At 66.6% G+C, this 20,082-nt stretch carries 18 protein-coding genes; 3 read left to right on the top strand and 15 right to left on the bottom strand.

Annotated elements, in window-relative coordinates:
- Positions 1–6 precede the first annotated feature (6 nt).
- From IB228_RS13895 to IB228_RS13850, 10 genes are all read right to left on the bottom strand, one after another.
- Positions 7–267 (bottom strand): YciI family protein, encoded by a 261-nt coding sequence (locus IB228_RS13895; protein WP_192198914.1) that lies wholly within the window; start codon positions 265–267, stop codon positions 7–9.
- Complete coding sequence (locus IB228_RS13890) at positions 264–620, bottom strand: cupin domain-containing protein (protein ID WP_192198913.1); 357 nt, start codon at positions 618–620, stop codon at positions 264–266. The genes IB228_RS13895 and IB228_RS13890 overlap by 4 nt, the downstream gene beginning before the upstream one ends.
- 3 nt (positions 621–623) lie before the next feature.
- Positions 624–1,922 (bottom strand): argininosuccinate lyase, encoded by a 1,299-nt coding sequence (argH, locus tag IB228_RS13885; protein ID WP_192198912.1) that lies wholly within the window; start codon positions 1,920–1,922, stop codon positions 624–626.
- Positions 1,919–2,890 carry an N-acetyl-gamma-glutamyl-phosphate reductase gene (gene argC, locus IB228_RS13880; RefSeq protein WP_192198911.1) on the bottom strand — a complete coding sequence of 324 codons (972 nt, stop codon included), beginning with the start codon at positions 2,888–2,890 and terminating at the stop codon, positions 1,919–1,921. Before argC ends, argH begins: the two co-directional genes overlap by 4 nt.
- Positions 2,887–3,504 (bottom strand): GNAT family protein, encoded by a 618-nt coding sequence (locus IB228_RS13875; protein ID WP_192198910.1) that lies wholly within the window; start codon positions 3,502–3,504, stop codon positions 2,887–2,889. Before IB228_RS13875 ends, argC begins: the two co-directional genes overlap by 4 nt.
- A gap of 1 nt (position 3,505) precedes the next feature.
- Positions 3,506–4,822 carry an acetylglutamate kinase gene (locus IB228_RS13870; RefSeq protein ID WP_192198909.1) on the bottom strand — a complete coding sequence of 439 codons (1,317 nt, stop codon included), beginning with the start codon at positions 4,820–4,822 and terminating at the stop codon, positions 3,506–3,508.
- 18 nt (positions 4,823–4,840) lie between these two features.
- Positions 4,841–5,926 carry an acetylornithine deacetylase gene (locus IB228_RS13865; RefSeq protein ID WP_192198908.1) on the bottom strand — a complete coding sequence of 362 codons (1,086 nt, stop codon included), beginning with the start codon at positions 5,924–5,926 and terminating at the stop codon, positions 4,841–4,843.
- A 219-nt stretch (positions 5,927–6,145) separates the two neighbouring features.
- Positions 6,146–7,387 carry an argininosuccinate synthase gene (locus IB228_RS13860; protein WP_183637316.1) on the bottom strand — a complete coding sequence of 414 codons (1,242 nt, stop codon included), beginning with the start codon at positions 7,385–7,387 and terminating at the stop codon, positions 6,146–6,148.
- Between the two features lie 67 nt (positions 7,388–7,454).
- Entirely contained in the window at positions 7,455–8,492 is a 1,038-nt protein-coding gene (locus IB228_RS13855) for an N-acetylornithine carbamoyltransferase (protein WP_192198907.1), read from the bottom strand.
- 243 nt (positions 8,493–8,735) lie between these two features.
- Positions 8,736–9,224 (bottom strand): hypothetical protein, encoded by a 489-nt coding sequence (locus IB228_RS13850; protein WP_225562472.1) that lies wholly within the window; start codon positions 9,222–9,224, stop codon positions 8,736–8,738.
- Positions 9,225–9,404: 180 nt separating this feature from the next.
- Between IB228_RS13850 and cysS the strand changes: the two genes are divergently transcribed.
- From cysS to IB228_RS13835, 3 genes are all read left to right on the top strand, one after another.
- Complete coding sequence (cysS, locus tag IB228_RS13845) at positions 9,405–10,784, top strand: cysteine--tRNA ligase (RefSeq protein WP_192198906.1); 1,380 nt, start codon at positions 9,405–9,407, stop codon at positions 10,782–10,784.
- Positions 10,785–10,879: 95 nt separating this feature from the next.
- Complete coding sequence (locus IB228_RS13840) at positions 10,880–11,317, top strand: SufE family protein (protein ID WP_183637326.1); 438 nt, start codon at positions 10,880–10,882, stop codon at positions 11,315–11,317.
- Positions 11,318–11,349: 32 nt separating this feature from the next.
- On the top strand, positions 11,350–12,558 hold the full coding sequence (locus tag IB228_RS13835; protein WP_221188950.1) for an MFS transporter: 1,209 nt from the start codon (positions 11,350–11,352) through the stop codon (positions 12,556–12,558).
- A 22-nt stretch (positions 12,559–12,580) separates the two neighbouring features.
- Here IB228_RS13835 and IB228_RS13830 read toward each other — a convergent pair whose 3' ends face one another.
- The 5 genes from IB228_RS13830 to IB228_RS13810 all read right to left on the bottom strand — a co-directional run bounded on the left by IB228_RS13830 (position 12,581) and on the right by IB228_RS13810 (position 19,862).
- The gene (locus IB228_RS13830) at positions 12,581–13,537 is read right to left on the bottom strand and encodes a hypothetical protein (protein WP_192198905.1); all 957 of its coding nucleotides are present in this window, start codon (positions 13,535–13,537) and stop codon (positions 12,581–12,583) included.
- A 50-nt stretch (positions 13,538–13,587) separates the two neighbouring features.
- Positions 13,588–14,532, bottom strand: a complete 945-nt coding sequence (locus IB228_RS13825; RefSeq protein ID WP_192198904.1) for a hypothetical protein — start codon at positions 14,530–14,532, stop codon at positions 13,588–13,590.
- A 103-nt stretch (positions 14,533–14,635) separates the two neighbouring features.
- Positions 14,636–15,547 (bottom strand): hypothetical protein, encoded by a 912-nt coding sequence (locus tag IB228_RS19835; protein WP_203322704.1) that lies wholly within the window; start codon positions 15,545–15,547, stop codon positions 14,636–14,638.
- Positions 15,548–15,706: 159 nt separating this feature from the next.
- Entirely contained in the window at positions 15,707–16,285 is a 579-nt protein-coding gene (locus IB228_RS13815) for a hypothetical protein (RefSeq protein WP_192198903.1), read from the bottom strand.
- Positions 16,286–16,463: 178 nt separating this feature from the next.
- A complete protein-coding gene (locus IB228_RS13810; protein WP_343227084.1) occupies positions 16,464–19,862 on the bottom strand; it encodes a TonB-dependent receptor in 3,399 nt (1,132 codons plus the stop codon).
- Positions 19,863–20,082: the final 220 nt, after the last annotated feature.

The following is a 20,082-nucleotide window of genomic DNA, read 5'->3' as shown; positions in this document are numbered from 1 at the left end:
GCTTCTTCAACGGGTGTTCCATTCGTACACGGTCAGCAGCGAACTGCCGGTGATCGCCAGCGGATCGCGCGCGGCGATGGCGCGTGCCTCATCGAGCGAACCGACGCCCGCCAGCAGATAGGCACCGCCGCTGCGATCGCTGAAACCGCCGGTCATTTCCAGCAGGCCCGCCTCGCGCAGGCCATCCAGGAACGCATGGTGCGGCGCGATGACGTCATCGCGGAAGTCCGGCGTGCGCATCGCCATCACCAGGTAACGGGTCTTCATGCATGATTCTCCGGCGCGGGATGGCGATCGCCGTGCGCACGCGGGGACGAAATCACCAGGAAGCACGCATCCGTGCCGCCACGGTTGCGCATCCTGTGCGCCTGCCCCGGCGCGACGTGCAGCCCCTGTCCGGCCTGGAGCAGGGAAACGGCGCCTTCCACTTCCAGTTCGGCCTGCCCATCCAGCACGTAGAAGAACTGGCGCGCCTGGGCGTGGAAATGTCTGACTTCCGCCGTACCCGGCGGCATCCGCTCCTCGATCACGCTCAGGCCCGCATCCTTGAGCAGATGCCAGCCATCGCAGCCCTGGCCCCACGCGTAGTGTTCGGCATTGGCGCGACTGACCGGCGACATGAGTCAACCCTCCAACGCGACCAGGCGCCGGCGCAGGGTATCCAGCCGCAGGTCGGCGGCGGCGCCCGGCGACACCCGCGCATCCAGGCTGCCTTCCGGGGTACGTCCCTGCCCGGCCGTGTCCGCCGCTGCGGCAGCGGCCTTGTAGGCCTCGCGGAAGGGTATGCCCGCCACCGCAGCTTCCACCGCCACGTCGGTCGCGTACATGCCCGAATCGATCGCCGCGCGCAGCCGGTCCTCGCGCCATTCCAGGTTGGCCAGCAACGCCGGCAACAGTTCCAGCGCCGGCAGGCCGCGACTGAAGCCATGGAAGATGGCACCCTTGCTGGCCTGCAGATCGCGGTGGTAGCCGGATGGCAGCGACAGCAACTGTTCGATCTCGGTGCGCGCCGCCGCCACGCTGGCGTGGGTGGCGCGCATCAGTTCGATCACATCGGGGTTGCGCTTGTTCGGCATGATCGAACTGCCGGTGGTGTACTGCGCAGGCAGCGCGACGAAACCGAATTCGGCGCTGGTGAACAGCGACAGATCCCAGGCGATGCGGCGCAGGTCCAGGGTCGCGGCGCCGAGTGCTTCCAGCGCGGCCATCTCGAACTTTCCGCGCGAGAGTTGCGCGTAGATGGGGCTGATCTGCATGCGCTCGAAGCCGAGCGCCACGGTGGTGTGCTCGCGATCCAGCTTCAGATTGACGCCATAGCCGGCCGCGGTGCCCAGCGGATTGGCATCGACCAGTTTGAGGGTATCGCCGGCACGGATGGCGTTGTCGATGAACGCCTCGGTCCAGCCGGCCCACCACATGCCCGCCGACGACACCACCGCCCGCTGGATATGGGTGTAGCCGGGCAGCGGCAGCGATTGCTCGGCCACCGCGCGCTCCAGGGCGACCTTGGCGACCTCGCGGCACAGCGCCGCCGTGCGCGCCAGCTTTTCCTTCAGCCACAGGCGGGTGGCGACCAGGATCTGGTCGTTGCGGCTGCGGCCGGTGTGGATCTTGCGGCCGGCGTCGCCCAGACGCTCGGTCAACCGCGCCTCGATGGCGGAATGGCCGTCCTCGTAGCGCTCGTCCAGTACGAAGCGGCCGATGCTGAAATCCTCGGCCAGTGCAGCCAGCTCGCGCTTCAGCCCGGCCAGTTCATCCGCCGACAGGATGCCGATATGCTGCAGCCCCTCCGCATGCGCGGTACTGGCCTGGATGTCGTGCAGGAAGAATTCGCGATCCAGCAACACGTCGTCGCCGGCCAGGAACCGCTGGATTTCCGCGTCGACCGTGACGCCGGGCTTCTGCCACAACAGGTCGCTCATGCCCTGCCCTCCTCGTGATGGAATGCGTCCACCGGAATGCTCTCCAGTTCGTCGAAGCCGAAGGCGCGGTTGAGGTTCTGCATTGCCTGGGTCGCCGCGCCCTTCAGCAGGTTGTCCAGGGTCGCCACCACCACCATGCGCTTGCCACCCGGCGCCACGGTGAATCCACCGATTTCCACACCATGCCGGCCGGCGATGCGACTCACCCATGGCGCGTCATCGGTAACGCGGACGAGCGGTTCGCCGGCGTAACGCTGCCCGTACAGATCGCGCATGTCGTCCCGCTTGACCGCCTGTTGCAGATACAGGTTGACCGTCATGGTGATGCCGCGAAAATGCGGCGCCACGTGCGGCATGAACTCCACCGGCACGCCCAGGTGCCGGCTGACCTCGCGTTCGTGCATGTGATCGGTCAGCGCGTACGGCATCAGGTTGTCGCGCAGCAGCTCGACATTGTTCTTGTCCGACGGCGTGGTGCCGGCGCCGGAGTAGCCGGAAACACCAAAGCACTGGGGGGGGCCTGCCAGTTGGTCCAGCACCGGCGCGATCGCCAGTTGCATCGCGGTGGCATAGCAGCCTGGATTGCTGATGCGTTTCTGCCCGGCATAGGCGTCGCGCGTCAGTTCCGGCAGGCCGTAGTACCAGTCGGAGTTGAAGCGATAATCGGCGGACAGGTCCACCACCACCGTCTCCGGCGCCTGCGTATCGATGGCGGCGACCAGTTCGGCCGCCTTGCCGTTGGGCAGCGCCAGGATCACGGCGTCGGCGCCCCTGCCGCCGACCTGTTCATGGCTGAGGTTTTCGTAGCGCAGTCCGCCGGCGAAATCGGCGATGTGGTCGCTGACTTTCTGTCCGTCCAGCTCGCGCGAGGACACGAACGCCAGTTCCAGTTGCGGATGGCGGGCAATCAGTTTGATCAGTTCGGCGCCGGTATGTCCGCGCGCGCCGACGATGCCGACGGTTTTCATGGGGAGGACTCATGCTGGGCCAGGCGCGAAAGCAGGTTGCGCTTCACCGCCGGCCATTCGTTGTCGAGGATGGAGAAAATGACGGTATCGCGCGGGCTGCCATCGGCATGACGCCGATGGTTGCGCAGCACGCCGTCCTGTTTCGCGCCCAGGCGGGCGATGGCCGCGCGCGAGCGCTGGTTGAACCAGCTGGTCTCGAACACCACGCTGATGCAGCCCAGCGTTTCGAACGCATGGGTCAAGAGCAGGAGTTTGGCTTCGGTATTGAGGCCGGTACGCTGCACCCGCGGCGCGTACCAGGTGTAGCCGATGCTGAGCCGCGGCACCGTGGGTTCCAGATCATAGAAGCGCGTACTGCCGACGATGTCGCCGGCGGCATCCCGCACCACGAACGGCAGGATCCTGCCCTGCGCCTGGGTGGCGAACACGCCGTCCAGGTAGGTGTCGACCTCGGCCACGCGCGGCACATTGGTGTACCAGAGCGCGGCCAGGGCATCGCCTTCCAGTGCCGCGCGCAGGCCGTCCGCGTGTGCGCGCTGCAGCGACTCCAGGCGTGCGTGGCGTCCTTCCAGCCGGGGGACCTGCTGCCAGAGGCCAGTCGTGTCCGTCGTCATCTCAATCCACCAGGGTCGGCTGGCGCGTGCGGCAATGGGCCACGCAACGCTCGATGTCGTCGAAGCTGTCGATGCCATACCAGAACACCTTCCACTTCTCCTGCTTGTAGCAGCCGTCGGACTCGGCGTAGTAGAAGATGTTGACCGGGTTGTTGTGGCGCGAACGCCAGAACAGCTGCGGGTTTTCCTCGCGCATCACGTGCCAGACCGCACGCCCGAGGCCTTCGCCCTGCGCGTCGTCGAGCACCGCGAACTTGTCCAGGTAGGCGAAGCCGTCCTCGTGGGTCAGGATCAGCGCAGTGCGATAGTTCTCGCTGATGTAGACGCGATGCGGCGCGGTGTGCTCGAAATAGTCCGGCAGCAGGCGCCGCCCGAAACTCGATTCGATCAGCTCGCGCAGGCGCTGCCGATCCACGCCTTCCCAGGAATCGAAGCGCAGCACCCGTTCGCCGCGCCGCACCAGCGTGCCGGAGCCGCGATGGGTGAACAGTTCCTTGGCCAGTTCCGCCGGCTTGGTGATCGACACCGACGAGGTCAGCGGCAACTTGTCCAGCAGGTCCTTGATCTGCTCGATCTTGACCCGCATGCCGCCGTTGATCCACGGCTGCGCCATCAGCTCGTCGTACTCGGTGGACAGGTTGATCGAGTCGATGACCTTGCCGTCAGCGCCCAGCAAGCCACCGGTGCCGGTCAGGAAGATGATCTTGTAGGGTTGCAGCACCTGCACCAGTTCGTTGGCGGCGAAATCGGCGTTGATGTTGAGGATCTGCCCGCCGACGGTCTCGCCCATGCTGGCGATGACCGGAATCGAGCCGGCGTGCAGGCTGGCCTCGATCGGCGCCAGGTTGATGCGGGTGACGTCGCCGACCAGGCCGTAGGTCGGCTGGTCCTTGTATTCGGCCTCGAACACGCCGGACACGATCGAGGTCGCCCGCGCGCCGCCCTGCTGCAGGGCCTCCACCAGCGCCAGGTTCTGCTGCAGGAACACCTTGCGCACGATCGCCAGCACTTCCGGCGTGGTCACGCGCAGGCCGTTGACGGTCTGCTTGACGATGCCGGCGGCGTTCATCTCCTCGTCCAGCTGCGGGCCGGCGCCGTGCACGACGATCGGGGTCAGGCCGACCTCCTGCAGGAAGGTCAGCGAGGAGGTCAGCGCCTCCAGGTCGTCGCGCAGCACCGCGCCGCCGACCTTGACCACGGCGAAGCGCTTGGCGTCCAGCTGCGAGAAGCGCTTGACGTACTGCGAAATCTCCTTCGCGCTGGCCATGCTGGAGAGCAGCCGGATGATGGTCTGCCGGGTTTGCTTGTTCGATTCCATCGTTTCTGCGGGTCTCGGTTATGCGGTGAAAATCCGCTGCACGGTGGCGGCGTAGTGTTGAAGCTGGTCGAGCGCGACCCATTCGTCGGCGGTATGCGCCTGGGCGATGTCGCCCGGGCCGTACACCAGCGCGGTCAGGCCGGCCTGCGAGAACAGCGAGGCCTCGGTCCAGAAGTCCACCGCGTTGCCGACCGGCAAGCCGAGTTCGTCGGCCAGATCGCGCGCGGCCAGGCGCCGCTCCTCGGCGCGGGCGACGTCGCCTGAAGGCAGCGATGGGCCGCGGAAGGTCTCCTCGTACTCGGCCAGCGCATCGGGGTTGGCGAACGCGCGGAACTGCGCGTGCAACGCGTCCATGTCCTGCGACGGCAGCGGCCGGAAGCCGAACCGCACTTCGGCGCTGGGCGCGATCATGTTGGCCTTGATGCCGCCCTCGACCCGGCCGATGTTGAAGCGCAGTCCGGTCAGACCACCGAAACGCAGGTGGTGCTGGGCCTGCACGTGATCCAGCGCGGTGGTGCCCCAGCGCATCGCGTTGTGCAGCGCGCTCAGCGACAACGCGTTCTCGGCCGAAGCGTGCCCGGCCTGCCCCTTGAACGCCATCCGCACCGCGCTGATGCCGCGATGCGCCAGCACCGCCTGGCCCTGGGTGGGCTCGGCGATGATGGCTTCGCTGAAACCATGATCGCGGGCGAGGAACGCCGCAATGCAGCGCGGGTCGTTGGCTTCCTCGTCGCTGGAGAACAGGAACGCGGCGTCGCCCGAGGTGACCTGCGCGGCGGCGATCAGGCCGGCGGCGGCGCCCTTGATGTCGCAGGCGCCCAGGCCAATGGCGCGGTCGCCCTCGACCCGCAGCTTCAGGGGATCGGCGGTCCACGCCGGCGACGAAGGCACCGTGTCCAGGTGCACGTTGAACACCCGCTTCGGCTGCCCGCGCACGGCGAACAGCGACACCGCGCCGGCACCATGGTCGATCACCTCGACATTGAAGTCCGGCAACTGCGCGCGGATGTAGTCGAAGATGCCGCCGGTGGTGATGGCGCGCGGCGGATTGCGGGTGTCGTGGGACACCAGCTGTTCGAGATGCTGAAGAACCTGGTCAAGCATGGGGAGTCGCTCTGCAACGGGTCATGGTTCTGGATTCGGAAGAGATGCCTCTTCCACTACGGCACCGGCCCCGGTCGTCATCCCGGCGAAGGCCGGGATCCATCTTGCGGTTGCCTCTTCGCCTCGTGACGAGAAGCCAATGGATTCCAGCTTGCACTGGATGACGGGACGGGTTTTCTTGGAGTGGACAGGATCGGGGGATTCCGGATGGTCAGCGGATCAGCGGTTGATCTCGGCCCACAGCGTGCTGCTCATGCCGAACAGCTTGATGAAGCCTTCCGCCTCCTCCACGCCCCAGTCGGCCGACTGGGCGTAGGTCGCGCCCTTTGCATTGAGCAGGTGCGGCGACTTCACCGCCACCGCGTCGACGCGGGCGCCACGGGTTTCCAGCACGACCTCGCCATTGACGGTCGCCTGCGAGGACGCCAGGAAGGCTTCCAGGTCGGTCTTGATCGGATCGTGGAAGAAGCCTTCGTACACCACCTCCACCCACTTGCGCGCCACTTCCGGCTTGAAGCGGTTCTGCTGCTTGGTCAGCACCGCCTCCTCCAGCGCGCGGTGCGCCGCCAGCAGGGCGATCAGGCCCGGTGCTTCGTACACGATGCGGCCCTTCAGGCCGATGGTGGTGTCGCCGGTGTACATGCCACGACCCACGCCATACGGGGCAAACAGCGCGTTCAACTTCGCCAGCAGTTGGGCGCCGTCCAGCGCCTGGCCGTCCAGGCTCACCGCTTCGCCCTGCTTGAAGCCGACGGTCACGCGCAGGGCCTGCTCCGGCCACTCGCTGCGCGGCGCGCACCAGCCGCGTGCACCTTCGCCCGGGGCTTCCCACTTGTCGATCTCGCCGCCGGACAGGGTCACGCCCAGCAGGTTCTCGTTGATGGTGTAGCTCTTCTGCTTGGCGCGCACGCCGAAACCGCGCTCTTCCAGGTACTGCTGCTCGTAGGCGCGGGTCTGGGTGTGCTCTTTCTGGATTTCGCGGATCGGCGCGACAATGCGGTAGTCACCCGAGGCCTTGACCGCCAGGTCGAAGCGGACCTGATCGTTGCCCATGCCGGTGCAGCCGTGGGCAATCGCGTTGGTGCCAAGTTCGGCGGCGCGCTTGAGCGCGGCATCGACGATCAGGTAACGGTCGGAGACCAGCAGCGGATACTGGCCCTGGTAGCCCTCGCCCGCCCACACGAACGGCTTGACGAAGCCGTTCCAGATCGCCGGGCCGCCATCCACGGTGACGTGGCTGGCCGCGCCCAGTTCGGCGGCACGCTGTTCGATATAGGCGCGTTCCTCGGCATCCACGCCGCCGGTGTCGGCGAACACGGTATGCACGGCCCAGCCGCGCTCCTGCAGATAGGGAATGCAGAAGCTGGTGTCGAGGCCGCCGGAGAAGGCGAGGACGATGTCCTTGGAGCCGGGATTGGGGGTTGGGGATTGGGGATTCGTGGAAGCGTTCGATTGCGACATGGGGGTATCTCTTAGTTGAAGTTGGTCAGGGACGCCGGATTCGCTCATGCGAATCCCCAATCCCGAATCACGAATCCCGGCTGCTCATCAGCGCGGCCATGATCGCCTTCTGCACATGCAGGCGGTTCTCCGCCTCGTCGATGGCGATGCACTGCGGCGAATCCATCACCGCGTCGGTGGCCTTGACGTTGCGGCGCAACGGCAGGCAATGCGAGAAAACGCCGTTGTTGGTCAGCGCCATCTTGGCCTCGTCGACGATGAAGTGCTTGTACTGGTCGCGGATGGGTTTTTCCGGCTCCCAGTTGCCGAAGAACGGCAGCGCGCCCCAGCTCTTGGCGTAGACCACGTCGGCGCCGCGGTAGGCGCTTTCGATGTCATGGCTGACGGCCAGCGAGCCGCCGCTCTCGGCCACGTTCTGCTCGGCCCAACCCATGTAGCGCTCGTCCAGGATGTAGTCCGGGGTCGGGCACAGCAGGGTCACGTCCATGCCCAGCCGGGTGGCGATGGTCAGCGCCGAGTTGGCCACCGCGGTGTTCAGCGGCTTGGGATGATAGGTCCAGGTCAGCACGTACTTCTTGCCGCGCAGATCGGTGGTGCCGAAGTGTTCCTGCAGCGCCAACGCGTGCGCCAGTTCCTGGCAGGGATGGGTGATCGTCTCCATGTTGATCACCGGCACCGGCGAATACCTGGCGAACGACTTCAGCACGATGTCCTCGCGGTCATGGGCCCAGTCGATGAACTTCGGGAACGCGCGCACGCCGATCAGGTCGACATAGCGGCCCAGCACCCTCGCCACCTCGGCGATGTGCTCCTCGGTATCGCCGTCCATCACCGTGCCCAGGTTGAACTCGATCGGCCACGCGTCCTTGCCCGGCTGCAGGACCACCGCATGCCCGCCCAACTGGAAGGCGCCCAGCTCGAAACTGGTGCGGGTGCGCATGGAGGGATTGAAGAACACCAGCGCGATCGATTTGCCTTCCAGCGGCCGCCCCTTGAGCAGTTCGCCCAGCCGGCTTTTCTGATCCAGCTTCATGTGCCTGGCGCTCGCCAGCAAGGCATCCAGCTCGGCGCGGCTCCAGTCCTGCGTGTTCAAGAAGTGCTTCATCAAGGCATCCTGGTTCGGGAATGTTGCGGAAATTCGGGGGCGGAAAACGAAAAAACCCAGCCTCTGGCTGGGTTCCGTCAAGACAGGCGAAAACGTCCGGGCGACCCAGCTAGGAGCAGGATTCCGGTCGACGCGCACGCGAGGTCATGCCCGAGGCCTGGCGGGCCGCGCTGTCAGCATGGGCGTGGGCGTTCATCTTCATAGGGGGCGAATCCTCGCACGTGCTGCGGCGCAGCGCAAGGCTCAGGGCGCGGGCGCCTCGACCGGGGGCACGGTCGGCACGTAGGGCATCACCGAAATCCGGATCCGGAGCCGGTTGCCCGGATCCTCGGCCAGGCGGGAACGGTACTTGGTGCCCTTGTAGACGTAGTCCACGTCGTAGGCGATGGGGCGGCGGAACTCGCGCTCGACCGGCACGCTGCGGCAATTGAGCTTGGCCGGTTCGGTGGATTGGCCGGCCTGCGCGTCGGCGTCTTCCGCCTTGGCCTCGTCGTCGCCGGAGAACACACCCTTGATGGAGTCCAGGAACCGCGCCCAGCGGCTCTGTTCCCGGGTCGGATGGACCGTGGTGGTCGGCAGCGTGGGCAGTTCGTCGCAGACTTCCTCGGTCCGGCTGGCCCGCAGGGTCTGGTAGACCGGCTCGACGTTGAGCACCTGGGCGTAGTCCAGCCGCACGTTCTCCGCCTGGACCACGCGCTCCTGCGCCATCGCGCCCATGGCGATCGGCAACATCAGCAGTGGCAGCAAGCAATGACGGAAACGACCCATGCGACCCGTTGGTGGAAATCCCTGCGCACTAGTGTAGGCGACCAGGCTGGAGAGGGGCTGAACCATCCCCTCCTGCGCCCGGCCGGCGGCCGGCCGGACCCCGCCAGGCTGTAGAATCACCGTGCTTCCCCACGCCGCAGCCTGATGAGCCTTCGCCTCCACAACAACCTCACCCGCCGGGTCGAGGACTTCGTCCCCCTCGATCCCGCCTGCCCCACCCTGTATGTGTGCGGGCCCACGGTCTACAACTACGTCCACATCGGCAACGCCCGCGGCCCGGTGGTATTCGGGGTGCTGGCGGCGCTGCTGCGCCGGCGCCATGGCGCGCTGCGGTACGCCCGCAACATCACCGACGTGGACGACAAGATCAACGCGGCGGCCCTGGAACAGAGCGTGCCGATCAGTGCCATCACCGACCGTTTCGCCGCCGCCTACCGTCAGGACATGGCGCGACTGGGCGTCGCCCCGCCGGACCTCGAGCCCGAGGCGACCGCCCACATTCCGCAGATCGTCGCGATGATCCAGGACCTGATCGCCGGCGGGCACGCTTACGCGGCCGAGGGCCACGTACTGTTCGCGGTGGCCTCGTTCCCGGACTACGGCAAACTCTCGCGCCGGGATCCGGAGGAAATGCTGGCCGGCGCGCGCGTGGACGTGGCGCCCTACAAGCGTGATCCCGGCGATTTCGTGCTGTGGAAGCCCTCCAGCGACGAACTGCCGGGCTGGGAATCCCCCTGGGGCCGCGGCCGGCCCGGCTGGCACATCGAATGCTCGGCGATGGCGGCGGCCCACCTGGGCCAGACCATCGACATCCATGCCGGCGGCGTGGACCTGCAATTTCCGCACCACGAGAACGAAATCGCGCAGAGCGAATGCGCCCACGGCGGCAAGACCTTCGCCCGGTTCTGGCTGCACAACGGCATGCTCAACTTCGGCGGCGCCAAGATGAGCAAGTCGCTGGGCAACATCGAACGCGTGCACGACCTTTTGGAACAGCACCCGCCCGAGGCGCTGCGCTACGCCCTGTTGTCGGCACACTACCGGCAGCCGCTGGACTGGTCGGACGCGCTGATCGAGCAGTCGGTGCGAACCCTGGATCGCCTGTACGGCACGCTGCGGGATCTGCACGACGCCAATGCGCCGGCTTCCGCCGCCAACTCGATTCCCGCCGCCATCGAGGAAGCGCTGGACGACGACCTCAACACGCCACTGGCGCTGGCCGAACTGGCCCGCATCGCCGCCGAGGCCCGCAAGGCCGCCGCCGACGACGACCGCGCGCGACTGAAGGCGGAACTGCTGGGCGCCGGTTTCGCGCTGGGGCTGCTGCAGCAGGCGCCGGCCGAATGGTTCGCGCGCGGTGCCTCCAACGACGACGACGTTCGCATCCAGGGCCTGATCGAGGAACGCGCCGCCGCCAAGCGGGCCCGCGACTTCGCCCGCTCCGACGCCATCCGCGATCAGCTCGCCAGCGAAGGCATCCTGCTGGAAGATACCCCGCAGGGCGTCCGCTGGAAGCGGGCCTGAGTCCTCCCCTCCGCCCCGGCGCCTGACCGCGCCGGGACAGGCGGCCGATGAGCGCCGCCGCCTCCCTTCCCCGGAAGGGCGCATTCCGAATCGCCATGACCGACACCGTCTTCCCGCTCGAACCCACTGCCGCCGAGGCCCAGCACGCCATCAAGGACGAATTCGCGTTCTTCGGTGATTGGGCCGAGCGCTATCAGTACCTGATCGACCTGGGCCGCAAGCTGCCGCCGTTCCCGGAGGAGTGGAAGACCGAGCAACATCGCCTGCTCGGATGCCAGTCGCTGGTCTGGATCGTGCCGCAGGGTGACGCCAGCCGGCTGGATTTCCGCGCTGTCAGCGATTCGGCGATCGTGTCCGGGCTGATCTTCCTGGCGTTGCGGGTCTACTCCGGCCGTCCGGCCAGCGAAATCCTCGCCACCGAAGCGGACTACATCGCCGATATCGGCCTGGCCAAGCATCTCTCGCCGACCCGCAGCAACGGACTGGCCTCGCTGCTGGCCTTCATCCGCGAGACCGCCGCGGCGGCCCGGTGAGCGCGGCCAATAGCTCCTCTCCGGTCAGGGCGCTGCTGCGCAACCGCGGATTCACCACGGTCCTGGCTTACCGCATCCTGGCGCTGCTGTCCTACCAGATCGTCGCGGTGACGGTCGGCTGGCACATCTATGAACTCACCCGCAATCCGTTCTCGCTCGGCCTGATCGGCCTGGCCGAAGTACTGCCGTTCTTCTGCGTGGCGCCGTTCGCCGGCTATCTGGTCGACCACCTGCCGCGACGCAAGCTGGGCGTGGCGGCCTGCGCGGCGTTGACGCTGACCGCGGTGATCCTCGTGCTTGCGGCGGCGGGATGGTTGCCGACCACGCGGCTGTGGCCGATCTACGCCGCCATCGCGCTGACCGGGATGGCGCGCTCGTTCCTAAGTCCCATCTACAACGCGCTGTTCGCGAAGGTGCTGGCACGCGAGGACTTCGTCCGCGGCGCCGGCCTGGGCACGGTGATCTTCCAGGCGGCGATGGTGACCGGTCCGGCCATCGGTGGTCTGCTGGTGGGATTCGGCGGCAACGCGCTGTCCTATGCCGTGGCGGCGGTGCTGGCGGTGCTGGCCGGCGGCGTGCTCGCGCGTCTGCGGGTGGAGGAACCCGGCCCGCCGGCAACCAGCCTGCCGATCTTCGCCAGCATCGCCCAGGGCGCGCGCTTCGTCTGGGGCAACCAGATCATGCTGGGCGCGATGGCGCTGGACATGTTTTCGGTACTGCTGGGTGGCGTGGTGGCGATGCTGCCGGCATTCATCCACGACATTCTCCGCTACGGTCCCGAAGGCCTGGGCATCCTGCGCGCGGCGCCAGCGCTGGGTTCGGTGTGCGTGGGCGTGTGGCTGGCGCGGCATCCGTTGCAGCAGCACGCCGGCCGGGTACTGCTGTTCGCGGTGGCGGGCTTCGGCCTGTGCGTGATCGCGTTCGGGCTGTCCCGCAGTTTCTGGCTGTCGGCGCTGATCCTGCTGGCCTATGGCATGTGCGACGGCGTGTCGGTGGTGGTGCGTTCGACCATCCTGCAGCTGTCGACGCCGGACGAGATGCGCGGGCGAGTGTCCTCGATCAACGGCATCTTCATCAGTTCGTCCAACGAGCTGGGAGCGTTCTACGCCGGCACGATGGCGCGGCTGCTGGGATTGATTCCGGCGGTACTGCTGGGCGGCGGCGCGATCCTGGTGGTGGTCGCCGCCACCGCGTGGCGGGCACCGCGGCTGCGCCGGCTCGATTTGAACGATCTGCACTGAGCGCAGGGTTTCTCATCCGCGATCAGAAGCTGCACGCCTCCCAGCCTGGCGGCGTCGAAGTCGTCGAGCTGCCGCTGAACTTGTCTTCGAACGTGCCCTGCGCCCAGCGGTCGGCGTCGTAGCGCTGTTCCGGTGACAGGCTGGCGGCAATCGCGGCGATCTGCCGATCGAGTTGCGCCACGCGATGGGGCTCCGCACCCAGCCGGTACAGCTTGAGATAGCGATAGTGTTGCGCCGGATCGGGGCCCAGCATGCCGGCCAGCAGCCCCTCGGCGCCCGGTTCATAGGCGCGTTGCAGGAGATCCACCACCCGCCAGTCGCCCGCCGCCAGACCGGCGTCGATCATCGCGGTGGCATCGCGGCGATAGCCCTGCAGCACGCCGGGGTGCTCGATCAGGCCACGCACGTCGTAGAGCGGCCCCCGGCCGAGATAGCACGCGCGTGCGTCGGCATCGCCCAGCCGCGCCGCCTGGGCGATGTTGGCCACCAGCGTCGCGAGCATCTTGTCGTCCGCGCCGGCGCACATTTCCCGGTTCCTGCCCGCGGTCTGCTGGCGCACGTCCATCGCGTCCAGCAACACCTGGTAGGTCCGCAGTTGCGCCGCGCTCATGCCATCGGTCTTGCGATCCAGCAGCGCCTGGGTGGTGCCCGCGTTGCGCCACTCGTTGGCGCGCAGGCGACTGCAGCGGTCGAGGTCGCGAACCAGCCGGCGTGCGGCGTCGAGGTCGCCAGCGTTCGCGCGGGCCTGCAAATCGCTGAAGGTCGCGCCGAGCGATGCGGAGACCGGCGGCAGGACGCCGCCCTTCGCAGGTGTTGCCGGTGCGGCGTCCGCGCCGCCTGCCCCGTCTCCGGCCGAGTGCGTTTGCGCGGCGCGCGAAGCGGTTTCCGGCGTCGGCAAGGCGCTCCAGCGGCCGAGCGCGTAGACGCCCGCGACCGCCACCAGCGCGGTGCAGGCCATGATTGCGTGTTTCCACTTCATTGTCCGGATCGTCCCACGGTCAAATCCTCGTCGATGTACATCCGTTCCCCTCACTCATGCGGGAACACGCAGGGATCCCGGTCCAGTCCCGGTGCACCGGCCGAAGGACGGCCGCCGAAGTCGCGCCGGAACGTGGTGTCGGCCCAGGTTTCGGCCTCGGCGCGCTGCTGCGGCGACAGCCGCGCGGCGGCCACCGCCAGTTGCTGGTCCAGCACCGCGATGTCGCCGGCTCCCGCGCCCAGCCGGTAGAGCTTGAGATAACGGAAGTGTTGCGCGGGATCGGCATCCAGCGCGCCGCCCAGCAAGCCCTCCGCACCAGGCTGCAAGGCGGTTCGCAGGACATTCACCATCGCCCAGTCACCGGCGGCCAGGCCGGCCTCGACCATTCCCGGAACGCTGGTGCGATAGGTATCGATCCATTCGGGATGCCTGGCGAGCGCGCGCATGTCCAACCCGGGTCCCATCGCCAGATAGCAGGCACGCGCGTACGGTTCTCCCAGTTGTGCGGCCTGGTGCAGGCTCGGTACCAGCGAGTCCAGGGTCGCCGCATCGGCGCCGTCGCAAAGCTCGCTCATCCGTCGCGCGTTCTGCCGGCGCGATTCGATTCCATCCAGTTGCGCCCGGTAATTCTCCAACTGCGCGGCGCTCATGCCGCGGGTCTGCGTGTCGAGCAACTCGCCGGCCAGCACGGCATTGCTCCAGGCCGCCGAGCGCAGGCGACGGCACAGGTCCAGGTTGCGATACAGGCGCGTCGACGCCGCCAGGTCGCCGCCGTCGGCGGCGATCTTCAATTCGGCGAAATAGCCCCGTGCGCGAGATCCGTTCCGCAGGCCCGGCTGCGTGGATCTGGCTCGCCGATCAGCCGGTACGGCCAACGCGGAAGATTCCGCATCGCCCTGCGATGCGTGTGGCTGCGACCGCCCCAGCCAGTACGCGCCCGCGAGCGCGGCCAGGACGACCACGATCAAGGGAATGACGAGGCGGTTGCTGCGCATGGATTAGCAGGATACGCGCAAGGCGGCCTTCCCTGGCCACCCCGCGCCGCCCGTCCCTGGCCCTGGCATCCTGCCCCGCCGTTTCACCTCGGCGTGCATCCGTTTATTGCTCGCTCCCCAGCACGAACGCCGAAGCGGCGATCGCGGCATCGCTGTTGAGCACCGCGGTGTTCTTGCCAGCCGCCGACGGCAGTCCGACTTTCAGGTTGACTGCGCCCGAAACCAGCGATTCCAGGATTGGCGTGAGGATCGGCAGGCCCAGCGCGATGTTGCCGCACCCGGTCGCCGCCGGGACCGCAAACGAGTTGTCGACGAAGGTCGCGTCGGTCACCTGCAGATAGCCGATGAAGTTCTCTTCGTCGGTGATGATCGTCTCGACCGTGCCGGGATTGCCCGCGATCGGCTGGTTCGGCGGCGGCGGCTGGGTGGTACCGGTCTGCAGCTTGATGATGATCGGGTTCTGCGGCGAACCGATGTAGCAGTTGTTGCCCAGGAACGGATTCTGCAGGTGCACGCGCACCGCCAGCTGCGCCGCGGTGGGATCGCTGCCGTCGGTCGGCGGGAACAGCGCGTTGCCGAAGTTCGTCTGCGCCAACGCGACCGGCTCCATGGTGGCGGTGACGTCGTTGACCGTGGCCACGATCGCCCAGAATGCGGTCCACAGAGGGCCGGGCCAGTTGGGGGCGGGGTTCATGATGCCCAGCAGGCCACCCGGCACCTTGGCCGGCGGCGCCGAAAGCGTCGGTGCGCCCACCGCCTGGTACAGCGGCGACGGTCCCAGATTCTCCACCCCGCCCTGCAGCACGATGGGCTTGTCGATTGGCAAGGTGGTGTTGCCGATGACGAACACGCCCGAGTCGGTGGTGTTGATCACGCAGGAACCCACGCTGGGATTCGTGTACGGACAATACTTGAACATCGCATACGGACCGGATGGCGTACCCGCGATGGCCGCGGGCATGGCGGCCATCGCCGCCAATCCCGCGAGGACAACGGACAACGACGTCTTCAACATGACGGACTCCTGCATGTGCGTTCCGGACGCGTGTCCGGGTCGGCAACGGGATGGATGAAGTGCCCAGGGGGCTGCCTCGATGCGTGTGACCGTGGCGGGAGGGGCTCGCCACGGACGGCATCGCCCCTGGGCAGCCCCCTGGCATGGAACAGGCTCAGATCACGGAATCACCCGCGCCGCCGGGTAGCCGGTGGTACGCAGATGGGTGGGCGCGGTCGAAGCGACGGCGCAGCCGCCCAGCGTTCCACTGAACTGGATGCTCGCGACCGTGGAGGACGAACCGTTGGTCATCGCCACGTTGGGCAACGGCGCTCGTCCGGCGGCGCTCGGGCAGTTCGCGTTCAGCGGCGCGGGGATGAACACGTTCACGCCACCCACATTGGTCGTCGTGCTGGCGGTGTCGCCGATGGTGAGCGTACCGCCGGTACCGCTGGTGGCGGTGATGCTGACCTTCCACGGCAGGCCGCGCGGGACGATCGCCGCGCATGCGGCACTGCCACCGAAACTGACCGCGGTGATGCGCGCCACACCGCTGGTTACCACCACGGTGAAGTCAGCGGACGAGCACGGGAGCGAGTTGCCGAAATACGAGGCCGTCGTGGTCCCGACGAAGTGGGTGGTGCCATCGCCCCAACTGCTGCCGTTCCAGACCTGGAACGTGGCGGCGGATGCCGATGCGGCGCCGAACATCGCAACGGCGGACACGGCTGCAAGCAAGCTTACCTTGAACTTTGACATGGTGCCTTTCTCCGATGGAGGGTTGCTGGTGTATTTGAATGCGGACGCACCCAAATGGCTTTTTCGTGTTCGAAGCGGAGAGGTCATCCGAGGTGGACGCCATCCATGGCGTCCTCGGAAACATCGCTTGCTGTTGTCTGGTTTGTCTCGATCCGCCATCCGCGGACCGTTCGGTCGGTCAGAAGAATCCCTTGCGGATGGACAACCCGATGATCCGGGGATCCTGGATGAAGACATTGGAAGTCAGGCCGGTGTCGTCGCTGTTGAGGAAGGTGCCGGTGATGGCCTCCTCATCCAGCGCGTTTTTCACGTACAGCTGCACGGTCAGATCGGTGGCCGGCTTGTACCAGGTCAGCGACAGGTTGACGTTGCCCCATTCCTTGAGCCGATCGATCCGGTCCTGGTAGATGCGCGCCCAGCTCTTGCCCTGGTAGTAGAGATCCGCGCGCAGGGTCAGCTCGCTGTCCGCCAGCAGGAAGGTGTACTGCGGGCTCAGGCTGACCGTAATGTGCGGTGCGTTCGGCAGTTCATTTCCACCGACGTTCTTGGCGAAGCCTGCACCACCGTTGGGCGCGTCGGTTTCCGGGTTGTAGTAGGCGCCATTCAACAGATAGGCGTACGGCCCGGGGCCGCCATTGAAACCGCGATCCGCCGTGAACCCACCCATCGCCGTGTAGTAGTTGACGGTGCAGAAGCTGTTGAGGAAGCCAGCATTGCTGTACATCTGGTTGAACGGATCGGCGAAGTAGTTCTCCAGCGCCATCGATACCAGCGCGGTCGGCGCGATGCAGTTCGACGCCAGTTGCATCCATGGACGCACGGTGGTCCATTCGGGATTTCCCGCGGTCCGGTCCATCACGTCGATCGAGTACTGGTTGGCGCCGATACGGCTGCGCAGCAGGCCCACGTTGCCGCTGATCTGGAAGGCGTCGGTCGGCTTCCATACCAGTTCGAATTCCGCGCCCCAGGTGCGCGCATCGAAATTCTCGTTGAGGGTGGCGCGGTCCTGGATCTGCGAGACCTGGTAGTCCTTGTAGTCGTTGTAGAACGCAGTGGCGTTGAACATCAGCTGGCCGCCGGCCATCACGTTCTTGGTGCCGATCTCGAACGCGTTGACGTACTCGGGCCGGAACTCGGGGTTGCGCTGTTCGAAGCTGAGCGCCTCCGGATTGGCTCCCACGCCTGGCGAATTGGTACCGCCTGCCTTGTAGCCGCGCGATATCGATGCGTAGACCAGCGTGCTGTCGGTGAAGGACAGGTCCGGCGACCAATCCAGCACCAGGCGTCCGGTCGGCTCGGTCCAGGTTTGCCGGATGTCCGGGCCGGCGGGATAGCCATATCCGGTGTACCCGCCGAACAGCGACGAGTTGCCGCCCACGGTGGAATCGCCCAGCAGCGTCTGGCTCGCGTACGGCGTTGTGATCTTGCGATCCCGGGTGAGCCGCACACCGGCGGTCAGCCGCAGCGTATCGGACAGCTGCCAGTAGCCTTCACCGAAGATCGCCGCCGACCGCGTCTTGGCGACGTTGCGGCTACGGAAGTAATTGTGTCCCTGCCCATTGATGGAGCGTAGCGGATTGGGGTCGATATACACGCAGGGCACGTCGATGCCCTGATTCGGATCGAACCGTGTCGCGGTTCCCGCGGGACAATTCCCTGGCGCCGTGCCGCTGCCGTTGCCGTTGAAGAACAGCTGCGCCAGCGCACTGAACATGTTGCTGAATACGTAGTAGCTTTCGTCAACCTCGTATTCCAGATAGTTGGCGCCCACGCTGAAATTGAACTTGCCGTCGAACGCCGATTGCAGGCGGAACTCCTGCGACCACTGCGTGCTGTAGGAATCGACCAGATCGACGTTCAGCAGCCGGTTCGAGCAACCCAGCTGCGGGTCGCAGAAGATGCCACCCGGCGTGGCCGGATAGGCCGGCCCCAGGGTGAAGTCCGGCAGGAACTGCAGGGCATCATTGCTGTCGTTGAAGATCGGATTGGACTGGAACCTTCCGTAGTCCTGGGTGGAGTAGTAACGGTCACGCGTGTACAGCGTCTGCGACACCAGATTCAGCTGATCGGTCAGGCCGAAATCGAGGTTGATCTGCACGACGTCGTTCTTCGCCTCGAAACGGGGGTCGTAGGTGGTGGCGATTTCGCGCAGGTCGGTCGATTGCCGCAGTCCGGCGTAAGGGTCCACGCCGAGCGGAAGCAGCGGCAATCCGCCGATCGGGAATCCGTTCTCGTCCACCAGCAGCCCCAGGCTCACCGGCGACGCGCCCAGGATGTAGGGCAGGCTCGCGGCATTGGGCACGCCGAACGCGTCGTTGCCGTAAAGCGAGCCGTCCTTGCAGGACTGGCTGAGATAGTTGCGGGCATTGCCGAAGACCGGCTCGTAGCCACCGATCGTGGCGGGCCCCGGATCGTTGTGGCAGATCTGCTTGCCGGTGCGGGCGCGCATGTCGTCTTCCTGGAAATGCTCCCAGGCCACACTGGCACTGAAGCGTTCGCTGGGCCGGAACGTCGCCGACAACCGCGTCGTCATCAGGTCACGGTCATTGACATCCCTGTCGGTGACCGTGTTGTGATCGTATCCATCGCGCTTGGTGTACTGCGCGGCCACGCGGAAAGCGAAGGTCTCGCTCAACGGGACGTTGATCATCGCGTTGACCCGGCGCGATTCGTAGTTGCCGAGCTCGGTCTTGACGCTGGCGTCGAAGGCTTCCGGATCGGCCAGGTTCGGGATCATGTTGACCACGCCGGCGGTGGCGTTGCGCCCGTACAGCGTCCCCTGCGGACCGCGCAGCACTTCCACCCGCTCCACGTCCAGGTATTCCTGCTCGAACAGGCGGTTGCGGATCATCGGCGTGCTGTTGAAGCTGACCGCGACCGCCGGGTCGGTGGTCACCGACAGCGCCTGCGTGCCGATGCCGCGGATCTGGAAGTTGTAGCTGGCGAAATTGGTCTTGGAGAAGGTGACGTTCGGCGTCGCCGTGACCAGATCGCCACCGGTCTCGATCTTGCGATCATTGAGATCGTCGCCACTGAAGGCGCTGATGGCGATGGGAACCTTCTGGATGTTCTCCACCTTCTTCTGCGCGGTGACCACCAGGGTATCCAGCGTGGTCTCGTTGCGCGCTTCAGCAGTTCTTGTCGCGGTTTCGCTTGCAGTCTGCTGGGCCACGGTCCCGGAGGTCGTCGCCGACTGCAGGGCGGCGACCTCCTGTCCGTTTCCCTGCGGCCCGCCCGGCTTGTCCTTCTTCGCCGCCGCTTCGCGGGCGGCCTGCGCGGGATCCCTGATCAGGATCGCCCCCGAAGGGCTGACGGTATAGGTCAGTCCGGTGCCTTCGAGCAGTTCTTCCAGTGCCTGTGTCGGCGCCTTGCTGCCCACCACCGCGCGCCCGCTTCTCCCGACCGCAAGTTCGGGCGAATACAACAGTTGCTTGCCGCTCTGGCGCGCATAGTCGGACAGGGCCGCACTGAGGGTCTGCTGGGGTATCTCGAAACGCGCGGGCGGGTCGGTGCCGTCTCGCGCCTGCGCCGCGAGTATCGGCGACAGCGCCAGTACCAGGGCACAAGGCCTGAGCACGTGCTTTGCGAATCGAGACGAACGAACTCCCATGCTTCCTCCCCGAGTTTTTTTGTCACGCGGCCACGTCGTGATGGCGACGTACTTCCATACAGACGCGCTCCCGCGCAAAACCCGAACCGTGATCGGAAAAAAAGATCACGACTGGAATACTGGACCCGCGGGATCTGTTTTGCGACGCAACAAGAATCGCCGGGTGGAGGCCTGCGTCAGTCCGGGA

Source organism: Pseudoxanthomonas sp. PXM04, from assembly GCF_014851695.1.
In the GTDB taxonomy this organism is placed as follows: domain Bacteria; phylum Pseudomonadota; class Gammaproteobacteria; order Xanthomonadales; family Xanthomonadaceae; genus Pseudoxanthomonas_A; species Pseudoxanthomonas_A beigongshangi.
The sequence above is the reverse complement of the archived record's forward strand: the minus strand, read 5'-3'. Positions and strand labels throughout refer to the sequence as shown.

What these genes read in the sequence shown, in the direction of transcription:
- IB228_RS13860 (WP_183637316.1), bottom strand. Translation starts at nt 7,387, where the DNA reads ATGTCGCAATCGAACGCTTCCACGAATCCCCAATCCCCAACCCCCAAT.
- IB228_RS13890 (WP_192198913.1), bottom strand. Translation starts at nt 620, where the DNA reads ATGTCGCCGGTCAGTCGCGCCAATGCCGAACACTACGCGTGGGGCCAG.
- argC (WP_192198911.1), bottom strand. Translation starts at nt 2,890, where the DNA reads ATGAAAACCGTCGGCATCGTCGGCGCGCGCGGACATACCGGCGCCGAA.
- IB228_RS13815 (WP_192198903.1), bottom strand. Translation starts at nt 16,285, where the DNA reads ATGTCAAAGTTCAAGGTAAGCTTGCTTGCAGCCGTGTCCGCCGTTGCG.
- IB228_RS13850 (WP_225562472.1), bottom strand. Translation starts at nt 9,224, where the DNA reads ATGTTGCCGATCGCCATGGGCGCGATGGCGCAGGAGCGCGTGGTCCAG.
- IB228_RS13830 (WP_192198905.1), bottom strand. Translation starts at nt 13,537, where the DNA reads ATGAAGTGGAAACACGCAATCATGGCCTGCACCGCGCTGGTGGCGGTC.
- IB228_RS13895 (WP_192198914.1), bottom strand. Translation starts at nt 267, where the DNA reads ATGAAGACCCGTTACCTGGTGATGGCGATGCGCACGCCGGACTTCCGC.
- IB228_RS13870 (WP_192198909.1), bottom strand. Translation starts at nt 4,822, where the DNA reads ATGGAATCGAACAAGCAAACCCGGCAGACCATCATCCGGCTGCTCTCC.
- IB228_RS13875 (WP_192198910.1), bottom strand. Translation starts at nt 3,504, where the DNA reads ATGACGACGGACACGACTGGCCTCTGGCAGCAGGTCCCCCGGCTGGAA.
- IB228_RS19835 (WP_203322704.1), bottom strand. Translation starts at nt 15,547, where the DNA reads ATGTTGAAGACGTCGTTGTCCGTTGTCCTCGCGGGATTGGCGGCGATG.
- IB228_RS13865 (WP_192198908.1), bottom strand. Translation starts at nt 5,926, where the DNA reads ATGCTTGACCAGGTTCTTCAGCATCTCGAACAGCTGGTGTCCCACGAC.
- IB228_RS13840 (WP_183637326.1), top strand. Translation starts at nt 10,880, where the DNA reads ATGACCGACACCGTCTTCCCGCTCGAACCCACTGCCGCCGAGGCCCAG.
- IB228_RS13855 (WP_192198907.1), bottom strand. Translation starts at nt 8,492, where the DNA reads ATGAAGCACTTCTTGAACACGCAGGACTGGAGCCGCGCCGAGCTGGAT.
- cysS (WP_192198906.1), top strand. Translation starts at nt 9,405, where the DNA reads ATGAGCCTTCGCCTCCACAACAACCTCACCCGCCGGGTCGAGGACTTC.
- IB228_RS13825 (WP_192198904.1), bottom strand. Translation starts at nt 14,532, where the DNA reads ATGCGCAGCAACCGCCTCGTCATTCCCTTGATCGTGGTCGTCCTGGCC.
- argH (WP_192198912.1), bottom strand. Translation starts at nt 1,922, where the DNA reads ATGAGCGACCTGTTGTGGCAGAAGCCCGGCGTCACGGTCGACGCGGAA.